This window comes from Acinetobacter sp. CY81, assembly GCF_059515925.1.
Genome location: NZ_JCAKNC010000003.1, coordinates 1 through 21576, shown reverse-complemented (window position 1 = coordinate 21576; position 21576 = coordinate 1). Strand labels below are relative to the sequence as shown.

At 40.9% G+C, this 21576-nt stretch carries 19 protein-coding genes and 1 tRNA gene; 6 read left to right on the top strand and 14 right to left on the bottom strand.

All coding sequences use genetic code 11. The features are described 5' to 3' along the window. Positions 1–47: 47 nt before the first annotated feature. Entirely contained in the window at positions 48–404 is a 357-nt protein-coding gene (locus AC5YDM_RS04530; protein ID WP_496150935.1) for a YMGG-like glycine zipper-containing protein, read from the bottom strand. Between the two features lie 453 nt (positions 405–857). Here AC5YDM_RS04530 and pqqA point away from each other — a divergent pair, with 453 nt between their 5' ends. The 6 genes from pqqA to AC5YDM_RS04500 all read left to right on the top strand — a co-directional run bounded on the left by pqqA (position 858) and on the right by AC5YDM_RS04500 (position 5178). Then, entirely contained in the window at positions 858–932 is a 75-nt protein-coding gene (pqqA, locus tag AC5YDM_RS04525) for a pyrroloquinoline quinone precursor peptide PqqA (protein ID WP_496151239.1), read from the top strand. 70 nt (positions 933–1002) lie between these two features. Further along, on the top strand, positions 1003–1914 hold the full coding sequence (gene pqqB, locus AC5YDM_RS04520; protein WP_496150934.1) for a pyrroloquinoline quinone biosynthesis protein PqqB: 912 nt from the start codon (positions 1003–1005) through the stop codon (positions 1912–1914). A 9-nt stretch (positions 1915–1923) separates the two neighbouring features. After that, positions 1924–2682 (top strand): pyrroloquinoline-quinone synthase PqqC, encoded by a 759-nt coding sequence (gene pqqC / locus AC5YDM_RS04515; RefSeq protein WP_496150933.1) that lies wholly within the window; start codon positions 1924–1926, stop codon positions 2680–2682. Next, positions 2679–2963 (top strand): pyrroloquinoline quinone biosynthesis peptide chaperone PqqD, encoded by a 285-nt coding sequence (pqqD, locus tag AC5YDM_RS04510; protein ID WP_496150932.1) that lies wholly within the window; start codon positions 2679–2681, stop codon positions 2961–2963. The genes pqqC and pqqD overlap by 4 nt, the downstream gene beginning before the upstream one ends. After that, positions 2960–4111, top strand: coding sequence for a pyrroloquinoline quinone biosynthesis protein PqqE (gene pqqE / locus AC5YDM_RS04505; protein WP_496150931.1), 1152 nt, complete (start codon positions 2960–2962; stop codon positions 4109–4111). Before pqqD ends, pqqE begins: the two co-directional genes overlap by 4 nt. Beyond that, positions 4111–5178, top strand: a complete 1068-nt coding sequence (locus tag AC5YDM_RS04500; RefSeq protein ID WP_496150930.1) for a dipeptidase — start codon at positions 4111–4113, stop codon at positions 5176–5178. Before pqqE ends, AC5YDM_RS04500 begins: the two co-directional genes overlap by 1 nt. A gap of 59 nt (positions 5179–5237) precedes the next feature. Here the strand turns inward: AC5YDM_RS04500 and AC5YDM_RS04495 are convergent, their stop codons facing one another. From AC5YDM_RS04495 to tuf, 13 genes are all read right to left on the bottom strand, one after another. Further along, on the bottom strand, positions 5238–6545 hold the full coding sequence (locus tag AC5YDM_RS04495) for a PQQ-dependent sugar dehydrogenase (protein WP_496150929.1): 1308 nt from the start codon (positions 6543–6545) through the stop codon (positions 5238–5240). 12 nt (positions 6546–6557) lie between these two features. Beyond that, positions 6558–6983, bottom strand: a complete 426-nt coding sequence (locus AC5YDM_RS04490; RefSeq protein ID WP_496150928.1) for a DUF2231 domain-containing protein — start codon at positions 6981–6983, stop codon at positions 6558–6560. A gap of 283 nt (positions 6984–7266) precedes the next feature. Further along, positions 7267–7809: a hypothetical protein gene (locus tag AC5YDM_RS04485; RefSeq protein ID WP_496150927.1), complete on the bottom strand. Its 543-nt coding sequence runs from the start codon at positions 7807–7809 to the stop codon at positions 7267–7269. A 193-nt stretch (positions 7810–8002) separates the two neighbouring features. Further along, positions 8003–12196, bottom strand: a complete 4194-nt coding sequence (rpoC, locus tag AC5YDM_RS04480; RefSeq protein WP_496150926.1) for a DNA-directed RNA polymerase subunit beta' — start codon at positions 12194–12196, stop codon at positions 8003–8005. A 139-nt stretch (positions 12197–12335) separates the two neighbouring features. Continuing rightward, positions 12336–16424 (bottom strand): DNA-directed RNA polymerase subunit beta, encoded by a 4089-nt coding sequence (gene rpoB / locus AC5YDM_RS04475; protein ID WP_496150925.1) that lies wholly within the window; start codon positions 16422–16424, stop codon positions 12336–12338. A gap of 305 nt (positions 16425–16729) precedes the next feature. Continuing rightward, complete coding sequence (gene rplL, locus AC5YDM_RS04470) at positions 16730–17095, bottom strand: 50S ribosomal protein L7/L12 (RefSeq protein WP_086214349.1); 366 nt, start codon at positions 17093–17095, stop codon at positions 16730–16732. A 48-nt stretch (positions 17096–17143) separates the two neighbouring features. Beyond that, on the bottom strand, positions 17144–17650 hold the full coding sequence (gene rplJ / locus AC5YDM_RS04465; protein ID WP_496150924.1) for a 50S ribosomal protein L10: 507 nt from the start codon (positions 17648–17650) through the stop codon (positions 17144–17146). A 304-nt stretch (positions 17651–17954) separates the two neighbouring features. Then, positions 17955–18650 (bottom strand): 50S ribosomal protein L1, encoded by a 696-nt coding sequence (gene rplA, locus AC5YDM_RS04460; protein WP_496150923.1) that lies wholly within the window; start codon positions 18648–18650, stop codon positions 17955–17957. Positions 18651–18653: 3 nt separating this feature from the next. Further along, the gene (gene rplK / locus AC5YDM_RS04455) at positions 18654–19082 is read right to left on the bottom strand and encodes a 50S ribosomal protein L11 (RefSeq protein ID WP_004868049.1); all 429 of its coding nucleotides are present in this window, start codon (positions 19080–19082) and stop codon (positions 18654–18656) included. Positions 19083–19200: 118 nt separating this feature from the next. After that, positions 19201–19734 carry a transcription termination/antitermination protein NusG gene (nusG, locus tag AC5YDM_RS04450; protein WP_496125726.1) on the bottom strand — a complete coding sequence of 178 codons (534 nt, stop codon included), beginning with the start codon at positions 19732–19734 and terminating at the stop codon, positions 19201–19203. A gap of 7 nt (positions 19735–19741) precedes the next feature. Continuing rightward, positions 19742–20182 carry a preprotein translocase subunit SecE gene (secE, locus tag AC5YDM_RS04445; RefSeq protein ID WP_496150922.1) on the bottom strand — a complete coding sequence of 147 codons (441 nt, stop codon included), beginning with the start codon at positions 20180–20182 and terminating at the stop codon, positions 19742–19744. Positions 20183–20258: 76 nt separating this feature from the next. After that, positions 20259–20334, bottom strand: a tRNA-Trp gene (locus AC5YDM_RS04440). A gap of 46 nt (positions 20335–20380) precedes the next feature. Next, complete coding sequence (tuf, locus tag AC5YDM_RS04435) at positions 20381–21571, bottom strand: elongation factor Tu (RefSeq protein WP_496151238.1); 1191 nt, start codon at positions 21569–21571, stop codon at positions 20381–20383. Positions 21572–21576 lie beyond the last annotated feature (5 nt).

Here is a 21576-nt window from a genome sequence, read left to right as displayed (position 1 = left end):
ATTAAAGCGCTTTTTCACAAACTTAAACTAATGTGCACTCAAATTAATTAACGCTTTTGCTCAATTGCGGCACCGGCACCACCACCTATCGCACCGCCAATAGCTGCGCCAGAGTTACCACCAAAAATGCTCTTACCAATTGCAGAACCGACAGCACCGCCTACACCGCTATAAGTCGCATTACGATTTGAACCATTTTGAGTTTTACTTCCTACAGCAGCACCCGCACCACCGCCTAGTGTAGCACCAACGCCACCACCGACATTATTCCCTACACCACCACCAATTGCACCGCCTAGTGCCGCTGCACCAACGCGTTGTTGATTTGGGGTCATGCTTTCACAACCTGCTAATAAGAAGCTTGAAACTGTTGCAACAGCAACGATACTTGCTAATTTTTTCATCACCAAGTCCTCACCTAAAACTTATATAAATAAGCATAAGCCTTTTAAAAGTCGGAAAAAAATGATTTATGTTACAAAACCAAATTATATTGTTGTCTTAATCAATGCTAAAAGGTTTTTAGAAGGTTTTAATATTTTATATGCAAAGTGAAAATTAGGACAATCAACTAACGACGAAGTAGCGATTACTATTCATCAGCATTTTTCTTAGCATTTAAATACATGCCTATCAATTTTTTAAAAAATTATTATAAATCAATCAATTTTAAGTATTAAACTATTTTCTATTACATTTCTAAAACTACTATGGTTTGACAATTATTTTGATTTATTATATGAATACTATGCATCACTATTATTCTATAAATGAGATACTCTCAACAGAATAACTCATCTCAATATGAATAAATAAACCATTAAAAACACCCTATGAACATAAAAAGAGGAATAACCATGCAGTGGACTAAACCAGCTTTTACCGATATCCGCATTGGTTTTGAAGTAACGATGTACTTTGAAGCTCGTTAATTCATTTTCAATCTAACTATAAGCTCTAATTGATTTAGGGCTTATATTTTATGGAATAAAGCTCAAACTCATGTATATCTATATTTTAGGTTCAGCTGCAGGCGGTGGATTTCCTCAATGGAATTGTAATTGCAGCAATTGTGCAGGGATTCGGAATGGATCCATTCAAGCAAAACCCAGAACTCAATCTTCAATCGCAATTTCAGAAAATGGAATCGATTGGATATTGTGTAACGCCTCACCAGACATCAGACAACAGCTCTTTGATTTCAAAGCATCTCAACCTGCACGTCAATTACGTGATACAGGCATTAAGTCTGTTATTTTAATGGATAGCCAACTAGATCATACAACGGGTCTACTCACTCTACGTGAAGGTTGCCCTATTGATGTTTGGTGCACTTCTATGGTTCATCAAGATTTAACCACTGGCTTTCCCATATTCAACATGCTGAAACATTGGAATGGTGGTTTACAACATCATGAAATTGATCCGACACAATCATTTAAAATTAAAAATTTTGAGCATTTAGAATTCATCCCTTTGATTATCAAAAGTGCTGCTCCCCCCTATTCTCCACATCGACATGATCCACATGACGGCGACAATATTGCTCTGATTGTCAAAGATCATCAAAGTCAAAAACAATTGTTTTACGCACCAGGTTTAGGACATATCGATCAATCTATTCTCAATATCATGCAAAATTCTGATTGTGTGATGATTGATGGAACTTTATGGACAGATGATGAAATGCAACGTACTGGTGTAGGTGTAAAAACTGGTCGTGAAATGGGACACCTCTATATTGATGGTGAAGGTGGTTCTTTAAGTTATCTTGATCAACTCACCAAAGCTAAAAAAATCCTGATTCATATCAATAATACCAATCCTATTCTGAATGAACATTCAGCTGAATACGCAAAATTAAAAAAACATGGCGTAGACGTTGCTTTTGATGGTATGCAAATCGAACTTTAAGAGATCTCAATGAATCCCAATGCCACAGCTTTAACATTAGAAGAATTCAAACAAGCTATTTTCGACAAAGGTCGTTATTACCATATTTATCATCCTTTTCATGTGATGATGTCTGAGGGGCGAGCAACCCAACAACAAATCCAAGCATGGGTTGCCAACCGTTATTATTATCAAATTAATATTCCACTTAAAGATGCTGCAATTATGTCGAATTGTCCTGACCAACGTGTACGTCAGGAATGGATTCAACGCATGATTGATCAAGATGGTGAATTTCCTGACGGCGGTGGTCGTGAAGCATGGTTACATCTAGCCGATGCAGTTGGCTTAGATCGTGAAAAAGTCATCTCTGAAGAGTTAGTTTTACCCAGTGTTCGCTTTGCAGTTGATGCCTATGTGAATTTTGCGCGTAGAGCAACTTGGCGTGAAGCAGTCAGTAGCTCTTTAACCGAACTCTTTGCTCCTCAAATTCATCAGTCCCGCTTAGACACTTGGCCACAGCATTACACTTGGATTCATGATCAAGGTTATCAATACTTTCGTTCACGCCTAAGCCAAGCCCGACGTGATGTCGAACATGGTTTAGGGATTACTTTAGAATCATTTACGACACTTGATCAACAACAACGAATGTTGGAAATACTTCAATTCAAACTCGATATTTTATGGTCAATCTTAGATGCTTTAAGCTTGGCCTATGTTCATAACCAAGCACCCTACCATAGCGTGACCTCCGAACCCGTTTGGCATAGAGGTCTGTTTAAATGAATATCGAAAACTTTGACTTAAATCTTAAGCCGACATGGCGTCAAGGATATCGCTTCCAATTTGAATCCGCTCAAAAGAGCCATGTCATTTTGTACCCTGAAGGTATGATTACACTCAATGAAAGTGCCGCTGCAATTGCTCAATATATTGATGGTCAAAACACTGTTCAGACTATTGTGGAACTCATTAAGCAGGAATTTGGCAATCATGAGGTGATAGAACAAGATGTCATCGAATACATGTTCGTTGCACAACAACAATTTTGGATCGAGTTGAAATGAGTAGTCACGTAGGTTTACCGCTTTGGCTGCTTGCAGAATTAACCTACCGATGCCCGCTTCAATGCCCGTATTGCTCCAATCCTTTAAATTATTCTCAACATCAAACTGAACTCAGTACTGAAGAATGGTGTAATGTTTTTGACCAAGCTCGTGAAATGGGAGCCGTACAGCTCGGCTTCTCTGGTGGCGAACCACTCGTTCGACAAGATCTAGAGCAGTTGGTCAAACATGCACACAGCCTTGGTTTTTATACCAACTTAATCACATCAGGTATGGGACTCACCCAACAGCGAATAGAAAATCTCAAAAATGTGGGTTTAGATCATATACAAGTCAGTTTCCAAGCCAGCGATCCTGTTGTCAATAATGCGCTTGCAGGTTCTAAACATGCTTTTGAACAAAAGTATGAAATGTGTAAGCTTATCAAGCAGTACAACTATCCAATGGTTCTGAACTTCGTGATCCATCGGCATAATATTGATCAAGTTGAACAAATCATCCAACTTTGTATAGAACTTGAAGCAGATACTGTAGAACTCGCTATTTGCCAGTTTTATGGATGGGCTTTTTTAAACCTCCAAGGATTACTCCCAACCCAAGAACAACTGATCAAAGCTGAACAAATCACCAACCAATACCGTGAAAAATTACGTTTAGCGAATCACCCTTGCAAACTCATTTTTGTAGTACCTGATTACTATGAAGAACGCCCAAAAGCATGTATGAACGGTTGGGGGAAAATATTCTTTACAGTTACGCCTGATGGTACGGCTCTACCTTGTCATGCGGCTCGCCAATTGCCAATACAATTTCCAAATGTTCGAGAACAACCACTCGCTGAGATTTGGTATCAATCCACAGGTTTTAATCACTTCCGCGGTGATGCTTGGATGCCAGAAACCTGTCAAACCTGCCCTGATAAAAACCGTGATTTTGGAGGATGTCGTTGCCAAGCCTTTATGCTGACTGGTGATGCAAGCAATGCTGATCCAGTCTGTGGAAAATCGACTTACCATCATTTAATTGAACAAGCACGCATAGAAAGTGCAGAGCAAAATAAAATGGATCGATTGGTTTTTCGAAATCCCAAAAACTCTAAAACATTCAGCTTGAAACAAAAAATCCCAAGCAAAATGATCAATGACTGATGTTAAATAAACCTGATAATTTTGCCATCTTTGATGGACATAATGATCTCCTTACCCGCTTATGGTTAAGTCATCATCCTGATCCCATTGCTGAGTTTTTTGAAGGGCGTGCAACTGGACATCTTGACCTCGCTCGTTGTCTTCAAAGTGGATTCCGTGGTGGATTATTTGCAATTTTTTTACCGCCTTTTTCATATCTCAAACAACATCATCCTGAAAAATTAAGTTCCCCTCACCTCGATGATTTTTCCGAAGATGAAGTCGAAAAAATTTGTTTAGAGCAACTTAGAATTGCCAAAGCCCTAGTACTTCGATCAAATGATCAATTACAACTCTGTAGTTCTTTTTCAGAGATTCAACAGAGCCTAGATCAACAAAAAATTTCAGTTGTTCTACATTTAGAAGGTGCTGAATGTTTACAACAACATCCAGATTTACTCGATCACTTTTATCAACATGGGCTCCGTAGCATAGGTCCTTTGTGGAATCGTCCAAGTGCATTTGGACATGGCTTAAACTCACCATTTCCTCACTTACCACAACAACGAAACCCTCAACGAGGCTTAACTTCAGCAGGTAAAACCCTCATTCACCGTTGTGAACAAAAAAAAATGCTGATCGATGTGTCCCATATGAATGAAGATGCTTTTTGGGATACTGCAGAACTTATTCAACAACCTTTAATTGCAACACACTCAAATGTTCATACACTGAGTCATCAGGCACGAAATCTCACAGATCAACAGCTTTATGCAATTCGTGATAGTAATGGCATGGTCGGGCTTAATTTTGATGTGGCTTTTCTTAGAGCTGATGGACAACGTAATACCAACACTTCTATCGACACCATGTTAAATCATATCGAGTATCTGATTGAAAAGATGGGAGAACAGCATGTCGGCTTTGGTTCAGATTTTGATGGCTGCTTACTCAGCGATGAGGTTAAAGATGTTACAGGACTATTAAAAATCATTGAAAAAATGCAACAACGTAACTATTCCACTGAATTGATTGAGCAAATCTGTAATAAAAATTGGATAAATACTTTAAAGCGAATTTGGGGATAACAAACAGCATAAAAAAACCGACTTCAGAAAGTCAGTTTTTTATGAATGATCATCCAATATTATTGCGGAGATACACGCCAAATCGTATTCCCAACATCATCTGCAATAATTAATGCCCCAGTCTTATCTTCTGTTAAACCCACAGGTGCACCATAAAGATTTGCCTGGTCTTCTGAGTAGAAACCTGTCACAAGAGGTACAGGCGTACCCGTCGGTTTTCCATTTACAAATGGAATAAACACAACGTTATAACCGTTTAATGGGTTTCTATTCCAGCTTCCGTGATTACTCACAAAAGCGCCATCTTTAAATTGATTTCCAAGATTAATATTCGCTGTAGTGAACCATAGTCCAAGTGGAGCAACGTGAGATCCCAGTGAATAATCAGGTTTAATCGCTTTTTTCACAAGGTCAGGACGTTGCTGATGTACACGCGTATCAACATGTTGTCCGAAATAGCTATATGGCCATCCATAAAAACCTTTCTCTTGTACAGAGGTCAAATAATCAGGGACTAAACTTCCTCCAATCTCATCACGCTCATTCACAATTGCAAAGAGTTGATTGGTTTTAGGTTCAATTTGTAAACCTGTTGGGTTACGCAAACCGCTCGCATAAATACGACTTGCACCGGTCACCGCATCCACTTCAAGTACGGCAGCGCGACGATATTCAACTGCCAAACCATATTCACCAATATTACTGTTCGAGCCAACACCTACATAAAGTTTAGTTCCATCATTACTCGCAACTAAAGACTTGGTCCAATGGTGATTAATGGTGTCTGGAAGATCTGCAAAAACTTCACCTGCACCATGAATTGAGGTTGCACCCTCCTGATAATTGTATCTCGTAATATTATTGGTATTTGCCACATATAAAGCGTTACCAATCAACTGCACACCAAAGGGAGAATATAAATTTTCCAAGAAAATATGCTGCTGCCATTCACCATTTGCAGATGGGCGAAGTAAGGTAATTCTATTCCCACCTTTACCACCTTTCCCAGACAATCCTTTAACTTTACTCGCAATCAATTGTTTAGGTGTTAAAACAGGCGCAATTCCTGGGCCATTTGATTCAACAACTAAAATATCACCATTAGGTAATGCATAAAGTTGTCTTGGATGCATTAACTTATCTGCAATTTTTTCTATTTTTAAACCTTCAACAACTTTTGGTTTTTGATCATTTTGCCAACCGACCCCTTTGGGTACTTTCATTGGTGGTACTAAATAATTCTTCGCTTCAGGTAATTCTGGATCAGCACCATATTGTAATTTTGGATCAACGACAGCCTCACGACTACATCCAAATAAGGCTGTACTTAATAAAACACATAAAGTTGATTTAAAGAGTATTTTCATTTTTTTCTCCGATCAATCTTCTAAATTATTTGAATTTTTAGACTGCAATAAATAATGCAGACTAATAAGAATCACGGTAATCACGGATAGCGTTACATTAGCAGGAACCATCGCATACGCATCACGACTATGTACAAATGCATTAAAGATCGCACTAACGATACCAAATCCGTAAAGAAAGAATCCCGTGATTTCTATAGTTCTACGACTCTTAATCGGTCTGAACCATACATAAAATAGGTTAATCAATCTGGGAATAATCGCGATAATTAAACCCAATACAACCAAACTGCTGGCCGCCTGTGCCCAAAGCATTTCTGCTGTGTTTTTATAAAGAATATCAAAAATCAATGCGCCCACAAAAAAACCAAATGGGATCGGGTTAAGTAATGAATAGAGTGCGTATAGCAATCCTTTTCTTGGATTTTCTATTTTCATAATTGGACCTTTACTAAGTAAATTTGTATTTTTTATGTGCCTCCCACATTTTTCTCATTTTTGAGACACAGATCTATAAATATGTCATCTTTGTATCAATTACAAGACATTTAATATTTTTAAACTTAATAATACAAATATTAAATTTTTCTTACATATTTCATCAAATAGCGATAGCCCAAAACGTTATTTCAAGCACCCATAAAATTAAAAAGCATTAAAAAAACCTTCTTTAAGAAGGTTTTTTTAATGCTTTTTATTAAGGAGAAATGAAAATATATAATTATTTCGTTTCGTCAAAAATTACGATATCTCGAGTTGTGACTCCACCCTCTTTAGCTACCGCATGTGTCACTTTTTCTTGAGCTTGAGGATTAGTAATTTGCTCCAGTTGTAGCTCTCGACGAATGACTTCACCATCTTTTTTAACTTCAACACCAGCAGCATCTACGGTTTTAGTTTCCCCAACAACCTCACCATCTTGAGTAATTTTTGTAGTCAATTCAATTTTAGATGTTGGCACAATTATGCCTCCCTGCTTAATCACAGGATTAGACATTTGTTTTTCTGAGAATGTTCCTTCTTTATCTTGTAACTCAATATCACGCGCAACAATATCTTTACCTTGATTCGTTACTTCAAAAATCGTCGCTGTTACTGTGCGAACAGGCTCTTGCCCTTCTACTCTACGGATGATCTGTGTTTTAACAACAGGTACGACAGCTTTGTCATCCACAATAATTGAGTTAGGCATCGGTTTCGCTGTTGCAAAAGTTGATACTAATGTTAATAGACCAAGAGACAAAACTTGAGTTGAACGATTCATTGATATAACCCCATATAATTCTTAAAATTTATAAGTAAAAAGTGTTTGTTATAAACGCTTAATTTTTAATATAGAAAATAATCCCAGATAAATAAAGCTTTATCTATACCATTTCCCTTTGATATTTATTTCGTGATAATTACTTCCATAAAAAAAGCCACCCGAAGGTGGCTTTTTTATTCAAACACTAAACTTAGAATTGATCTTCGTTTAATGCTTGAGAGAATGCTTGGTCAACTTCTGAGAAGTCATTTACCAATTCGTATTCTGCAGCTTCTGCTTCTTGACGACGACGCTCAAGATGGTAAGCCAAACCTGTACCCGCAGGGATCAGACGACCTACTACTACGTTCTCTTTCAAGCCACGCAATTCATCTTCTTTACCTGTTACAGCCGCTTCAGTTAACACACGAGTTGTTTCCTGGAACGATGCAGCAGAGATGAACGAGTCAGTAGAAAGCGATGCTTTCGTGATACCCATTAATTGACGTTCAAACTTCGCTGGGAACTTGTTCTGAGCAAGTACAGCTTGGTTTTCGCCAACAACACGGATGTAATCAACTTGTTCACCTTTGATGAAACTTGTATCACCACCATCAGTGATATCAACTTTACGGAGCATCTGACGTACGATCACTTCAATATGCTTGTCGTTGATTTTTACACCTTGCAGACGATATACGTCTTGAACTTCATTCACGATATAGTTTGTAAGTGCAACTTCACCTTTCAAACGTAAAATATCGTGCGGGTTCTGTGGACCATCAGAAATCGTCTCACCACGGTTCACATGCTCGCCTTCGAACACGTTAATCGTACGCCACTTAGGAATAAGCTCTTCATAAATTTCAGAGCCATCTGTAGGCGTGATTACAAGACGGTTTTTACCTTTAGTCTCTTTACCGAAGCTCACTACACCTGAAATTTCAGCAAGAATTGCATGCTCTTTCGGTTTACGTGCTTCAAATAAATCCGCTACGCGTGGAAGACCACCGGTAATATCACGAGTACGTGAAGTTTCTTGTGGAACACGACCAATAACATCACCCACACCAATCGTTTCGCCATCACGGACAGTTACGATTGTATTTTGTGGTAAGAAGTAGAACTGTTCACCACCATCAGTTGTGTCTAACACAACCGCTGGACGTAAATCTTTACCTGAAGCAGGACGAGCCGTTACAGGAAGGATCTCAACAGTCGTCATACCTGTTGCATCATCAGTTTTAGATGTTGCAGTCACGCCATCAGCGATTTGGCTGAAACGCACTTTACCAGCAACTTCTGTTACCAATGGATGTGTATGCGGATCCCAAGTCGCTACGATGCCGCCAGCTTCGATTGATTCACCATCTTTAAGTAAGATAGACGCACCATAAGGAAGTTTATAGCGTTCACGCTCACGGCCGATGTCATCAGTAATACCAATTTCACCAGAACGAGAAACAGAAACCAAGTGACCTTTCGCGTGTTGTACAGTTTTCACGTTATGGAAACGTACTGCACCACCGTTACGAACTTGTACGCTGTTTGCAGCAGAAGTTCGGCTCGCAGCACCACCCACGTGGAACGTACGCATTGTTAACTGTGTACCCGGCTCACCAATTGATTGAGCAGCCATTACACCCACTGATTCACCTGGATTTACCAAGTGACCGCGAGCAAGGTCACGACCGTAACATTTCGCACATACACCGAAAGTAGACGCACAGTTTACAACTGAACGTACTTTCACTTCATCGACACCGCTATCTTCTAGGAAGTTAGCAAGTTTTTCGTCAATTAAAGTGTTACGTGGAAGAACTACTTCATCAGAACCTGGTTTCTTCGCATCTTCAGCAAGTACACGACCCAATACTCGAGCACCAAGGTTTTCGATTACATCGCCACCTTGAATGAATGGAGTCATTACAAGACCATCTAAAGTACCGCAATCTGGTTCAGTAATCACCAAATCTTGCGCTACATCTACAAGACGACGAGTCAAGTAACCCGAGTTCGCAGTTTTCAATGCTGTATCGGCCAAACCTTTACGCGCACCGTGTGTTGAAATAAAGTACTGAAGTACTGTCAAACCTTCACGGAAGTTTGCTTTAATTGGTGTTTCAATGATCGAGCCATCTGGCTTAGCCATCAAACCACGCATACCCGCTAACTGACGAATCTGAGCTGCCGAACCACGGGCACCTGAGTCAGACATCATATAGATCGAGTTGAATGATTTTTGCTTCTCATCTTCACCATGTTTGTTTTTAACAGTTGTGAAAGACAAGTTATCCATCATCGCTTTCGCTACTTGGTCGTTCGTACGCGCCCAAATATCGACAACTTTGTTATAACGCTCACCAGCAGTTACGAAACCTTGTTCGAACTGTTGTTCAATTTCACGTACTTCAACTTCAGCTTTTTCGATAATTGAGTATTTAGCAGGTGGAATCACCATGTCTTCCATACCAACCGATACGCCTGAACGAGTCGCTTGACGGAAACCTAAGTACATCAATTGGTCAGCGAAGATAACAGTATCTTTAAGACCGAGTTTACGGTAGCAAGAGTTGATTAACTTAGAGATGTTCTTTTTCGTCATCTCAAGGTTGATCATGTCGAAGCTTAAGCCTTCAGGCACAACTTCCCATAACAAACAACGACCTGGAGTTGTATCCACAATAATTGTTTGTTGCTCTTTATTGCCGTTATCGTCAATCACAGTTTGGTGTACACGAGCTTTTACGCGAGCGTGTAAATCAACTTGACCTGTCGCAAGTGCACGGTTTACTTCGTGAGTATCCGCGAACACCATGCCTTCTCCTTTGGCATTGATTGCATCACGAGAGATGTAATACAAGCCTAAGACAACGTCCTGAGACGGTACGATGATTGGCTCACCGTTCGCTGGAGACAAGATGTTGTTTGTCGACATCATTAACGCACGAGCTTCTAATTGAGCTTCAAGTGTTAATGGAACGTGTACCGCCATTTGGTCACCGTCAAAATCGGCGTTAAATGCCGCACATACTAACGGATGAAGACGGATCGCTTTACCTTCGATCAAGGTCGGTTCAAATGCTTGAAGACCCAAACGGTGAAGTGTTGGCGCACGGTTCAACATCACTGGATGTTGACGAATGACAGATGCAAGTACGTCCCAAACTTCTGGAGTCTCGCGCTCAACCATTTTCTTCGCAGCTTTAATGGTTGTTGCTTGGCCAGATGCTTGTAGTTTAGCGAAAATGAATGGCTTGAATAGTTCAAGTGCCATTTTCTTCGGAAGACCACATTGGTGTAAACGTAATGTAGGACCTACGGTAATTACCGAACGACCTGAATAATCGACACGTTTACCCAACAAGTTTTGACGGAAACGACCTTGTTTACCTTTGATCATGTCTGCCAAAGATTTAAGAGGACGTTTGTTAGAACCTGTAATTGCGCGACCACGACGACCGTTATCAAGCAATGCATCTACAGACTCTTGTAACATACGTTTTTCGTTACGTACGATAATGTCTGGTGCAGCAAGATCAAGAAGACGTTTTAAACGGTTGTTACGGTTAATCACACGACGATAAAGATCGTTCAAGTCAGAAGTCGCGAAACGACCACCTTCAAGCGGAACTAACGGACGAAGATCAGGTGGAAGTACTGGAAGTACAGTTAACACCATCCATTCAGGTTTGTTATTCGACTCTTTGAACGCTTCCATCAACTTCAAACGCTTAGATGCTTTTTTAAGCTTCGTTTCTGAAGTTGTATTCGGAATTTCTTCACGTAAACGAGAAATTTCGTTTTCAAGATCGATATCTTTCAATAAATCTTGAACTGCTTCCGCACCCATTTTCGCTGTGAATTCATCACCGTGCTCTTCTAACGCATTGAAGTATTCTTCATCATTAAGAAGTTGGTATTTCTCAAATGGAGTCATACCTGGGTCAGTGACAACATAAGATTCGAAATACAATACGCGTTCGATATCACGTAATGTCATGTCTAATAATAGACCGATACGAGATGGTAATGATTTCAAGAACCAGATATGTGCAACTGGAGAAGCGAGTTCGATGTGACCCATACGCTCACGACGAACTTTCGCAGTTGTTACTTCAACGCCACATTTTTCACAAATGACGCCTTTGTATTTCATACGCTTGTATTTACCACACAAGCATTCGTAATCTTTTACTGGACCAAAAATTTTGGCACAGAATAAACCATCACGTTCAGGTTTGAACGTACGATAGTTAATTGTCTCTGGCTTCTTCACTTCACCATGAGACCATGACTTAATCATTTCTGGTGACGCAAGACCAATACGGATGCGATCAAACTCTACAGGAGCATGACCGTCTGAGTCCGTCTTTTTGCGCATGATATCGAGCAAGTCTTTCAATTTTTTTCTCCGTGTGTTGTGGAGATTTTCACTTCACAACTGGGTCACAAATATTGTTTTTAACTGAGAAATCTCCCCGATCCTCTTTTGGAGGAAGTCCCTCTGTTAACAGAGGGATTTAGGGAGACTTAATGGTTACTTAGTCACCATTTTTCAGTTCAATGTTGATACCTAAAGAACGGATCTCTTTGGTCAATACGTTGAACGATTCAGGCATACCTGGATCCATATAATGGTTACCATCTACGATGTTTTTGTAGATACGTGTACGACCTTCAACGTCATCCGACTTCACAGTAAGCATTTCTTGGAGCGTATAAGCTGCACCATATGCTTCAAGTGCCCAGACCTCCATCTCACCGAAACGCTGACCACCGAATTGAGCTTTACCACCCAACGGCTGTTGCGTTACTAGAGAGTAAGAACCAGTAGAACGAGCATGCATCTTGTCATCAACCAAGTGGTTTAGTTTCAACATATACATGTAACCTACAGTTACAGGACGGTCAAAACGCTCACCTGTACGACCATCATACAATACTGTTTGACCAGTACGTGAGATGCCACCAAGTTCTAGTAGATCTTTAATTTGTGACTCTTCAGCACCATCAAATACAGGTGTCGCTAAAGGAACACCAGCACGTAAGTTGCCAGAAAGTTTCAAGATTTCATCATCAGTTAAGCTATCAAGATCTTCTTGCTCGCCACCAACTTTGTTATAAATCTTGTCTAAGAATTCACGAAGTTCAAGTACTGTACGTTGCTCTTGCATCATCTTGTCGATTTTATCGCCAAGACCTTTTGCAGCCATACCTAAGTGAGTTTCGAGAATCTGCCCCACGTTCATACGTGACGGTACACCCAGTGGGTTCAACACGATATCAACTGGAACACCATTCGCGTCATGTGGCATGTCTTCTACTGGTAAGATGTTTGATACAACACCTTTGTTACCATGACGACCCGCCATCTTATCACCCGGTTGGATGCGACGTTTAACAGCCAAGTAAACTTTAACAACTTTCAATACGCCAGTTGTAAGTTCATCACCTGTAGAAAGTTTGCGTTTTTTCTCAGCAAATTTCTCATCAATTTCAAGGCTCTTCTCTTTCAAGAACACTTGGATTTGACTTAAACGCTCAGCAATCGCTTCATCAACGGGTTGGATTTCCAACAAATCAACAAGCTCTAAACCTGACAACAATGCATCATTTAGCTTGTCACCGCGCTTAGTGGTACCACCACCGTTAGATTCTTGACCATTTAATAAACGGACAATACGTTCACGAGCAGCTTCTTCGAAGATTTTGTATTCTTCTTTCAAATCTTTACGGTAAGCATCAAGTTGAGCTTTCTCAATTGCTTGAGCACGTTCATCTTTCTCAATACCATCACGCGTGAAGACTTGAACATCAATTACCGTACCTTTCACAGATGAAGATACACGTAAAGATGAATCTTTTACGTCAGCCGCTTTTTCACCAAAGATTGCACGAAGCAATTTTTCTTCTGGTGTTAATTGCGTTTCGCCTTTAGGTGTTACTTTACCTACAAGGATGTCACCCGCAGCAACTTCAGCACCGATATATACGATACCTGATTCATCCAACTTAGAAAGTGCAGCTTCACCTACGTTAGGAATATCCGCAGTAATTTCTTCTGCGCCCAACTTAGTATCACGCGCTACACATGACAATTCTTGAATATGAATCGAAGTTAAACGATCTTCTTGAAGAACACGCTCAGATAATAAGATCGAGTCTTCATAGTTGTAACCGTTCCAAGTCATGAACGCTACACGCATGTTCTGACCAAGTGCTAGCTCACCGCCATCTGTAGATGGACCATCAGCCAATACATCACCACGACCTACTTTATCACCAATATTCACAAGAACTTTTTGGTTGATACATGTATTTTGGTTCGAACGTGTGTATTTGATCAGGTTGTAGATATCTACACCTGCTTCACCCGCAATCATTTCATCTTCGTTTACACGAATAACAACACGAGAAGCATCGACGTATTCAATACGACCACCACGACCCGCGATCACACATACACCAGAGTCATGTGCTACGTTCGCTTCCATACCCGTACCTACGAGTGGCTTGTCAGCGATTAACGTAGGAACAGCCTGACGTTGCATGTTTGAACCCATCAATGCACGGTTGGCATCATCGTGTTCAAGGAACGGAATCAGTGACGCAGCTACAGATACAACCTGCTGAGCAGATACATCCATATGCGTTACTTTTTCAGGAGGCATACGTACGAAGTCACCTTGATGACGTACAGATACAACTTCTTCTGTCAAATTACCATCAGCATCTACACCAGAATCGGCCTGTGCAATCACAGTACCTACTTCTTCAATTGCTGATAAATATTCGATGTCCATCGTTACACGACCGTCAACAACTTTACGGTACGGTGTTTCTAAGAAACCGAAGTTGTTTGCTTTCGCATAAACAGACAATGAGTTGATCAAACCAATGTTTGGTCCCTCAGGTGTCTCAATTGGACAAACACGACCATAGTGAGTTTGATGTACGTCACGTACTTCAAAGCCTGCACGTTCACGTGTTAAACCACCGGGCCCAAGTGCTGATACACGACGTTTGTGCGTGATTTCAGACAATGGGTTGTTTTGATCCATGAACTGTGACAATTGGCTTGAACCAAAGAATTCTTTGATTGCTGCTGCAACTGGTTTCGCATTGATCAAATCTTGTGGAGACAAGTTATCTGTTTCAGCTTGGCTTAAACGTTCTTTAACAGCACGCTCTACGCGAACTAAACCAACACGGAATTGGTTTTCAGTCATTTCACCAACTGAACGAACACGACGGTTACCCAAGTGATCGATATCGTCGACTTCGCCTTTACCATTACGGATTTCAACTAAAGTCTTCAATACATCAATGATGTCTTCGTTTGAAAGAATACCTTCAACTTCACGTGACTTCTGATCTGTACCCACTTCGTATGGACGACCCAAACGACGGTTGAACTTCATACGACCAACTGGAGACAAGTCATAACGTTCAGAAGAGAAGAATAAGTTGTTGAATAAGTTTTCAGCAGCTTCTTTCGTTGGTGGCTCGCCTGGACGCATTACTTTGTAGATTTCTACAAGCGCTTCTTCACGACCAGAAGTCGTATCAGCACGTAATGAATCCGCAACGAATGAACCATGATCGATATCGTTAGTATAAAGTACGTTGAATTTCTTAACGCCGCCTTCAGCTAACTTCACCATGATTTCATGGCTTAATACTGTATTTGCTGCAATCACGTCACCATTATGTAACGTTACATCTTCAGCAATAATACGCTCGTATAAATACTCATCAGGAACTGGGAGCTTAGTTAAGCCAGCAGCTTCCATTTGACGTACATGACGCGCATTAATACGTTTACCTTGTTCAACAATCGCTTTGCCGTCAGCATCAAGAATGTCGAATTGAGCCATTTCGCCACGCAGACGTTCTGGTACAAGGTCAATTTGGTAACTACCCATATCTAGATATACAGGAACTTTCTCATAGAACATGTCTAGAATTTGTTCATTTGTATAATTCAATGCGCGTAGAACTACAGTCGCAAGTAATTTACGACGACGGTCAATACGAACATAGACTAGATCTTTTGCATCGAATTCAAAGTCCAACCATGAACCACGGTAAGGAATGATACGAGCTGAATAAAGCACTTTACCGCTTGAATGGGTTTTGCCTTTATCATGATCGAAGAACACACCAGGTGAACGGTGTAATTGAGATACGATTACACGCTCAGTACCGTTAATAACGAAGGTACCGTTCTGTGTCATGAGTGGCATTTCACCCATATACACTTCTTGTTCGCGTACGTCTTTGATAGATTTCGTTTCGCGATCTTTAATGATCAAACGAATTTTTACGCGCATTGGTGCCGCATAAGTCGAGCCACGAAGAATACATTCGCGAACATCAAACTCTGGTTTACCAAGGCTATACTCAACGAATTCTAAAGCAGCATTCCCAGAATAACTTTCGATTGGAAAAACTGAACGAAATGCGGCTTGGAGACCGATATCTTCGCGGTTTTTTGGTGTTTTGCCATCTTGAAGGAATGTTCTATACGAGTCGACCTGAATCGAAAGCAAGTACGGAGCATCCATCACACTCGGCAATTTACCAAAATTCTTACGGATCCGTTTCTTTTCGGTATATGAGTATGCCATCTGGAGTCCTCGGAAAGTAAACTAAACCCGCCTGCAGAACGGGTCTAGAAGGAATTACGCAGGTCGATATGACCACCACCTTGTTCAAATGCTGCAATTTTCAGTGGTATTAAAACGCTTAACAATATTTTTAAACATGGAAAAATATTGGTAAGCATTTGATTTTATTTAATTATGTTAATAATTGATGAATTTTACATCAAGTTAACAAAAATCGAGCCGATTATTGTAACGCAAAAAGGCTGATGACCCAAGAGCCATCAGCCAATTTTTGGGGTCAATTTAAAATCTGACCCCTGGCGAAATTACTTAACAGTAATTGTAGCACCAGTTTCTTCAAGTTTTTTCTTAAGTTCTTCAGCTTCTTCTTTAGAAACACCTTCTTTAAGAATAGCAGGAGCGCCTTCAACCATGTCTTTAGCTTCTTTCAAGCCAAGACCAGTAACTTCACGAACTGCTTTAATTACAGCAACTTTGTTCGCGCCGAAAGAAGTCAACTCAACGTTGAATTCTGATTGCTCTTCAGCAGCAGCAGCAGCAGGACCTGCAGCTACAGCTACAGCAGCAGCAGATACGTTGAATTTTTCTTCGAAAGCAGAAATAAGTTCAACAAGTTCAAGAACAGTTTTTTCAGCAACTGCGTTTAGGATTTCTTCGTTTGTTAAAGCCATGAGAGTAACTCCAAATGGGTATTGAATGGTGTGAAATTAGTGTTGAGCCTATGCAGCTTCTGACTCGTTTTTCTCTTGAAGCGCTGTAAGTAAGCGACCCAATTTCGAAATAGGAGCCTGAAGAACAGATGCAAGCATAGTAAGCGCTTTCTCTTGGTTCGGAAGGTTTGCGATAACGCTAACTTCGTCGCCTTGATAAAGTTTGCCATCAAATGCAGCAGCTTTAAGTTCAAATGCTTTATTAGTTTTAGCGAATTCTTCGAACAAACGTGCAGCAGCACCCATGTCGTCTTCAGAAGTCGAGAAAGCTAAGATTGTTGGGCCAACAAGGTTGTCGTTCAAGATATTGAATTGAGTATCTTGAAGAGCGCGTTTAGCTAAAGTATTACGTACAACACGTGTAGCAACACCTAGTTTACGAGCTTCAACACGTAGAGCAGTTAATTGCTCAACAGTTAAACCTTGGTAGTCAGCAACAACAGCAGCAAATGCAGTAGAAGCAACTTCAGTTACTTCAGCTACGATCTGTTTTTTGCCTTCGATAAGAAGAGCCATTGTAAAACCTCCTAACGGTGATTTATGTGCTTACGCGAAGCACACTCCCAATTCGTAAATCTATTGCTAGATTTACACGCGGAGGATGAACAAAATCACACCACCGCGTCTACTCGGACTGGATTTTTAAGAAGTGAGCTCCGAAGAACTCCCCTCGCCCGAGGTCTTTGACGCTGATAAACTAAATTTATCAATTCAAAGTTTGCCTAAGTTTGCAAAAAAAGCCGGAGCGCTTCTTGCGTAAGTTTTAAAGCAGTGCTTTAAAACTTACTCAGGGCTTTAAAATTCTGTAATAAGTCGAGACTTATTTAGAAACGTTAGCTACATCAACAGTAAGACCAGGACCCATAGTTGAGCTCAAAGTGATCTTTTGGATGTATACGCCTTTAGAAGTAGCAGGTTTTAATTTTTTCAAATCAGCAACCAACGCTTCAACGTTTGAACGAACAGCTTCAGCAGAGAAACCTACTTGACCGATCGCAGCATGAATAATACCAGCTTTGTCTACGCGGTAACGTGCTTGACCAGCTTTTGCATTTTTAACTGCAGTAGCAACGTCAGGAGTTACAGTACCCACTTTCGGGTTTGGCATTAAGCCACGTGGACCAAGAATTGTACCTAATTTACCAACAACGCGCATTGCATCTGGAGCAGCAATGACTACATCGAAGTCAAGGTTACCAGCTTGGATGCTCTCAGCAAGATCATCAAAACCAACAACATCTGCGCCTTCAGCTTTAGCAGCTTCAGCAGCAGCACCTTGAGCAAATACAGCTACACGTACAGTTTTACCAGTACCTGCAGGAAGTGTAGTCGCGCCACGAACAACCTGATCAGATTTACGTGGATCAACACCAAGGTTTACAGCGATATCCAAAGATTCTTTGAATTTAGGAGCTGGAAGGCCCTCTAAAACTGCAACAGCTTCTTCTAGCGTGTAAACTTTGTGCGCTTCTACAGCAGCAACAATCGCTTTTTGACGTTTAGTTAATTTAGCCATGTCTTAAAGCTCCACTTCCAAGCCCATAGAACGCGCAGAACCAGCAATGGTACGTACACGTGCGTCTAAATCAGCACCAGTAAGATCTGGTTCTTTAGTAGTCGCAATTTCTTCCAATTGAGCGCGAGTCAACTTACCAACTTTAGTTTTGTTAGGTACAGCCGAACCCTTTTGGATACCAGCAGCTTTCTTAAGAAGAATAGCAGCAGGAGGAGTTTTCATGATGAATGTGAACGACTTGTCGTTGTACACAGTTATCACTACTGGAATTGGAAGACCAGCTTCAACTTTTTGTGTAGCAGCATTGAATTCTTTACAGAATGCCATGATGTTCACACCACGTTGACCTAGTGCAGGACCAATCGGTGGAGATGGATTCGCTTTACCAGCTGGAACTTGCAGCTTGATATAGCCGTCAATCTTCTTAGCCATTTCAAATTACCTCTGGGTGCAAACGCCGATGAAGGCTCCCCAACATATTAAGTAACGATACCGTTACAACAACAATGCCCGACTCATAACAAATCGGGCGTTCTCGATCCAATGCAAATTAGATTGATTTTTCGACTTGGCGAAATTCCAATTCAACTTGCGTTGGGCGATTGAATACATTAATCGTCAACGTTAAACGTGACTTTTCGTACAGAACTTCTTCCACAACACCTTTAAAGTCTGTGAAAGGACCGTCTGTAACCAATAATTCTTCGCCTGGCTCAAACATCGTCTTAGGACGTGGTGCTTCACCAGTATTGCGTACACGCGCAAGAATCGCATCAGCTTCTTTTTGCGTAATTGGAGCAGGCTTTTCAGCAGTACCACCAATAAAACCGAGTACTTTTGGACATTCTTTAACAATGTGCCAAGTATCGTCATTCATTTCCATTTCGACCAATACATAGCCTGGAAAGAATTTACGCTCTGACTTACGTTTCTTACCATCCTTCATTTCCACTACTTCTTCAGTAGGGACAAGGACTTCACCAAAGCTATCGGCAACAGCGCTACGCTGGATTCGATCATTAAGCGAACGCATCACTTGTTTTTCATAGCCTGAATAGGCATGAATAATGTACCAACGTTTCATAGCTTATTTACCCGATAATTAACTTCATCAACCAGCCTATAATGTAATCAAAACACCATAAACCTACGGCTGTTATAACTACAACAAGTAAAACTTGCCAAGAGGCGGTCACTGTTTCTTGCTTTGTTGGCCAAATAACACGACGTAATTCGATACGCGAGTCTTTTAACAAACGAACAAAGCCTTTGCCTTGATGGGTGGCGTATAATAAACCTAAAGCCCCAACGATACAAGCCAAAATTACCCCAACGCGCACCCAGACATTATTCGCTGGTGCCCAATATGCTGGAAGCTGTTGATTTACCATGAGTGCAGCAGTAAATAATACTAATGCAATAATCCATAAAACCACGTCAATTGGCGAACCAGATTGAACGACTTCAGCGGAATTGTTTCTTTGAGGTATTGGCGCTTCGCTTAATGCGTCACGCGATTTATCATTCGACATTTTTGTACTCGTCGTAGGATTCGCGACTTATTATATGACCAGTTTAGCCAGCATCAAGCTTTTTTTAAAAAATATCTGGCAGGCCAGGAGGGACTCGAACCCCCAACATTCGGTTTTGGAGACCGACGCTCTACCAATTGAACTACTGACCTATGACAAAACCGAGAATCGAAATTCTCGGTTTTAATATGATAGCTATTATGCAGTTACTTTAGCAACAACACCAGCACCAACTGTACGACCACCTTCACGGATCGCAAAACGTAGACCTGGGTCCATTGCGATTGGGTGGATTAATTCTACTGACATTTCTACGTTGTCACCAGGCATAACCATTTCAACGCCATCTTGAAGAGCGATAGCGCCAGTTACGTCAGTTGTACGGAAGTAGAACTGTGGACGGTAACCGTTAAGGAATGGAGTATGACGACCACCTTCTTCTTTAGAAAGTACGTATACTTCAGCATCGAATTTAGTATGCGGTTTGATCGCACCTGGTTTAGTCAATACTTGACCACGTTGAACGTCTTCACGCTTAGTACCACGTAGAAGTACACCACAGTTCTCGCCAGCACGACCTTCGTCAAGCAATTTACGGAACATTTCAACACCAGTAACTGTAGTTACTTGTGTATCACGGATACCAACGATTTCAACTGATTCGCCTACTTTAACGATACCAGACTCAACACGGCCAGTTACTACTGTACCACGACCTGAGATAGAGAATACGTCTTCGATTGGCATAAGGAATGCTTTATCGATAGCACGCTCTGGCTCTGGAATGTAAGAGTCAAGCGCTTCAACAAGAGCAACTACAGCTGGCTCGCCGTACTGACCTTGGTCACCGTTAAGTGCAAGAAGAGCAGAACCACGGATAACTGGAGTATCATCACCTGGGAAATCATAAGTAGAAAGAAGCTCACGAACTTCCATTTCTACTAATTCAAGAAGCTCTTCGTCATCAACAAGGTCGCATTTGTTTAAGAATACAACGATGTAAGGTACACCTACCTGACGAGAAAGAAGGATGTGTTCACGAGTTTGTGGCATTGGACCATCAGTCGCAGCACATACAAGGATCGCACCATCCATCTGAGCAGCACCAGTAATCATGTTTTTAACATAATCGGCGTGACCTGGGCAGTCTACGTGTGCGTAGTGACGAATAACTGAGTCATACTCAACGTGTGAAGTATTAATTGTAATACCACGTGCTTTTTCTTCAGGTGCAGAGTCAATTGCAGCGTAGTCTTTCGCTTCGCCACCGAATTGTTTAGCACAAACAGTTGCAATCGCAGCTGTTAAAGTTGTTTTACCATGGTCGACGTGACCAATTGTGCCCACGTTAACGTGTGGCTTATTACGTTCAAACTTAGCCTTAGCCATGAGAT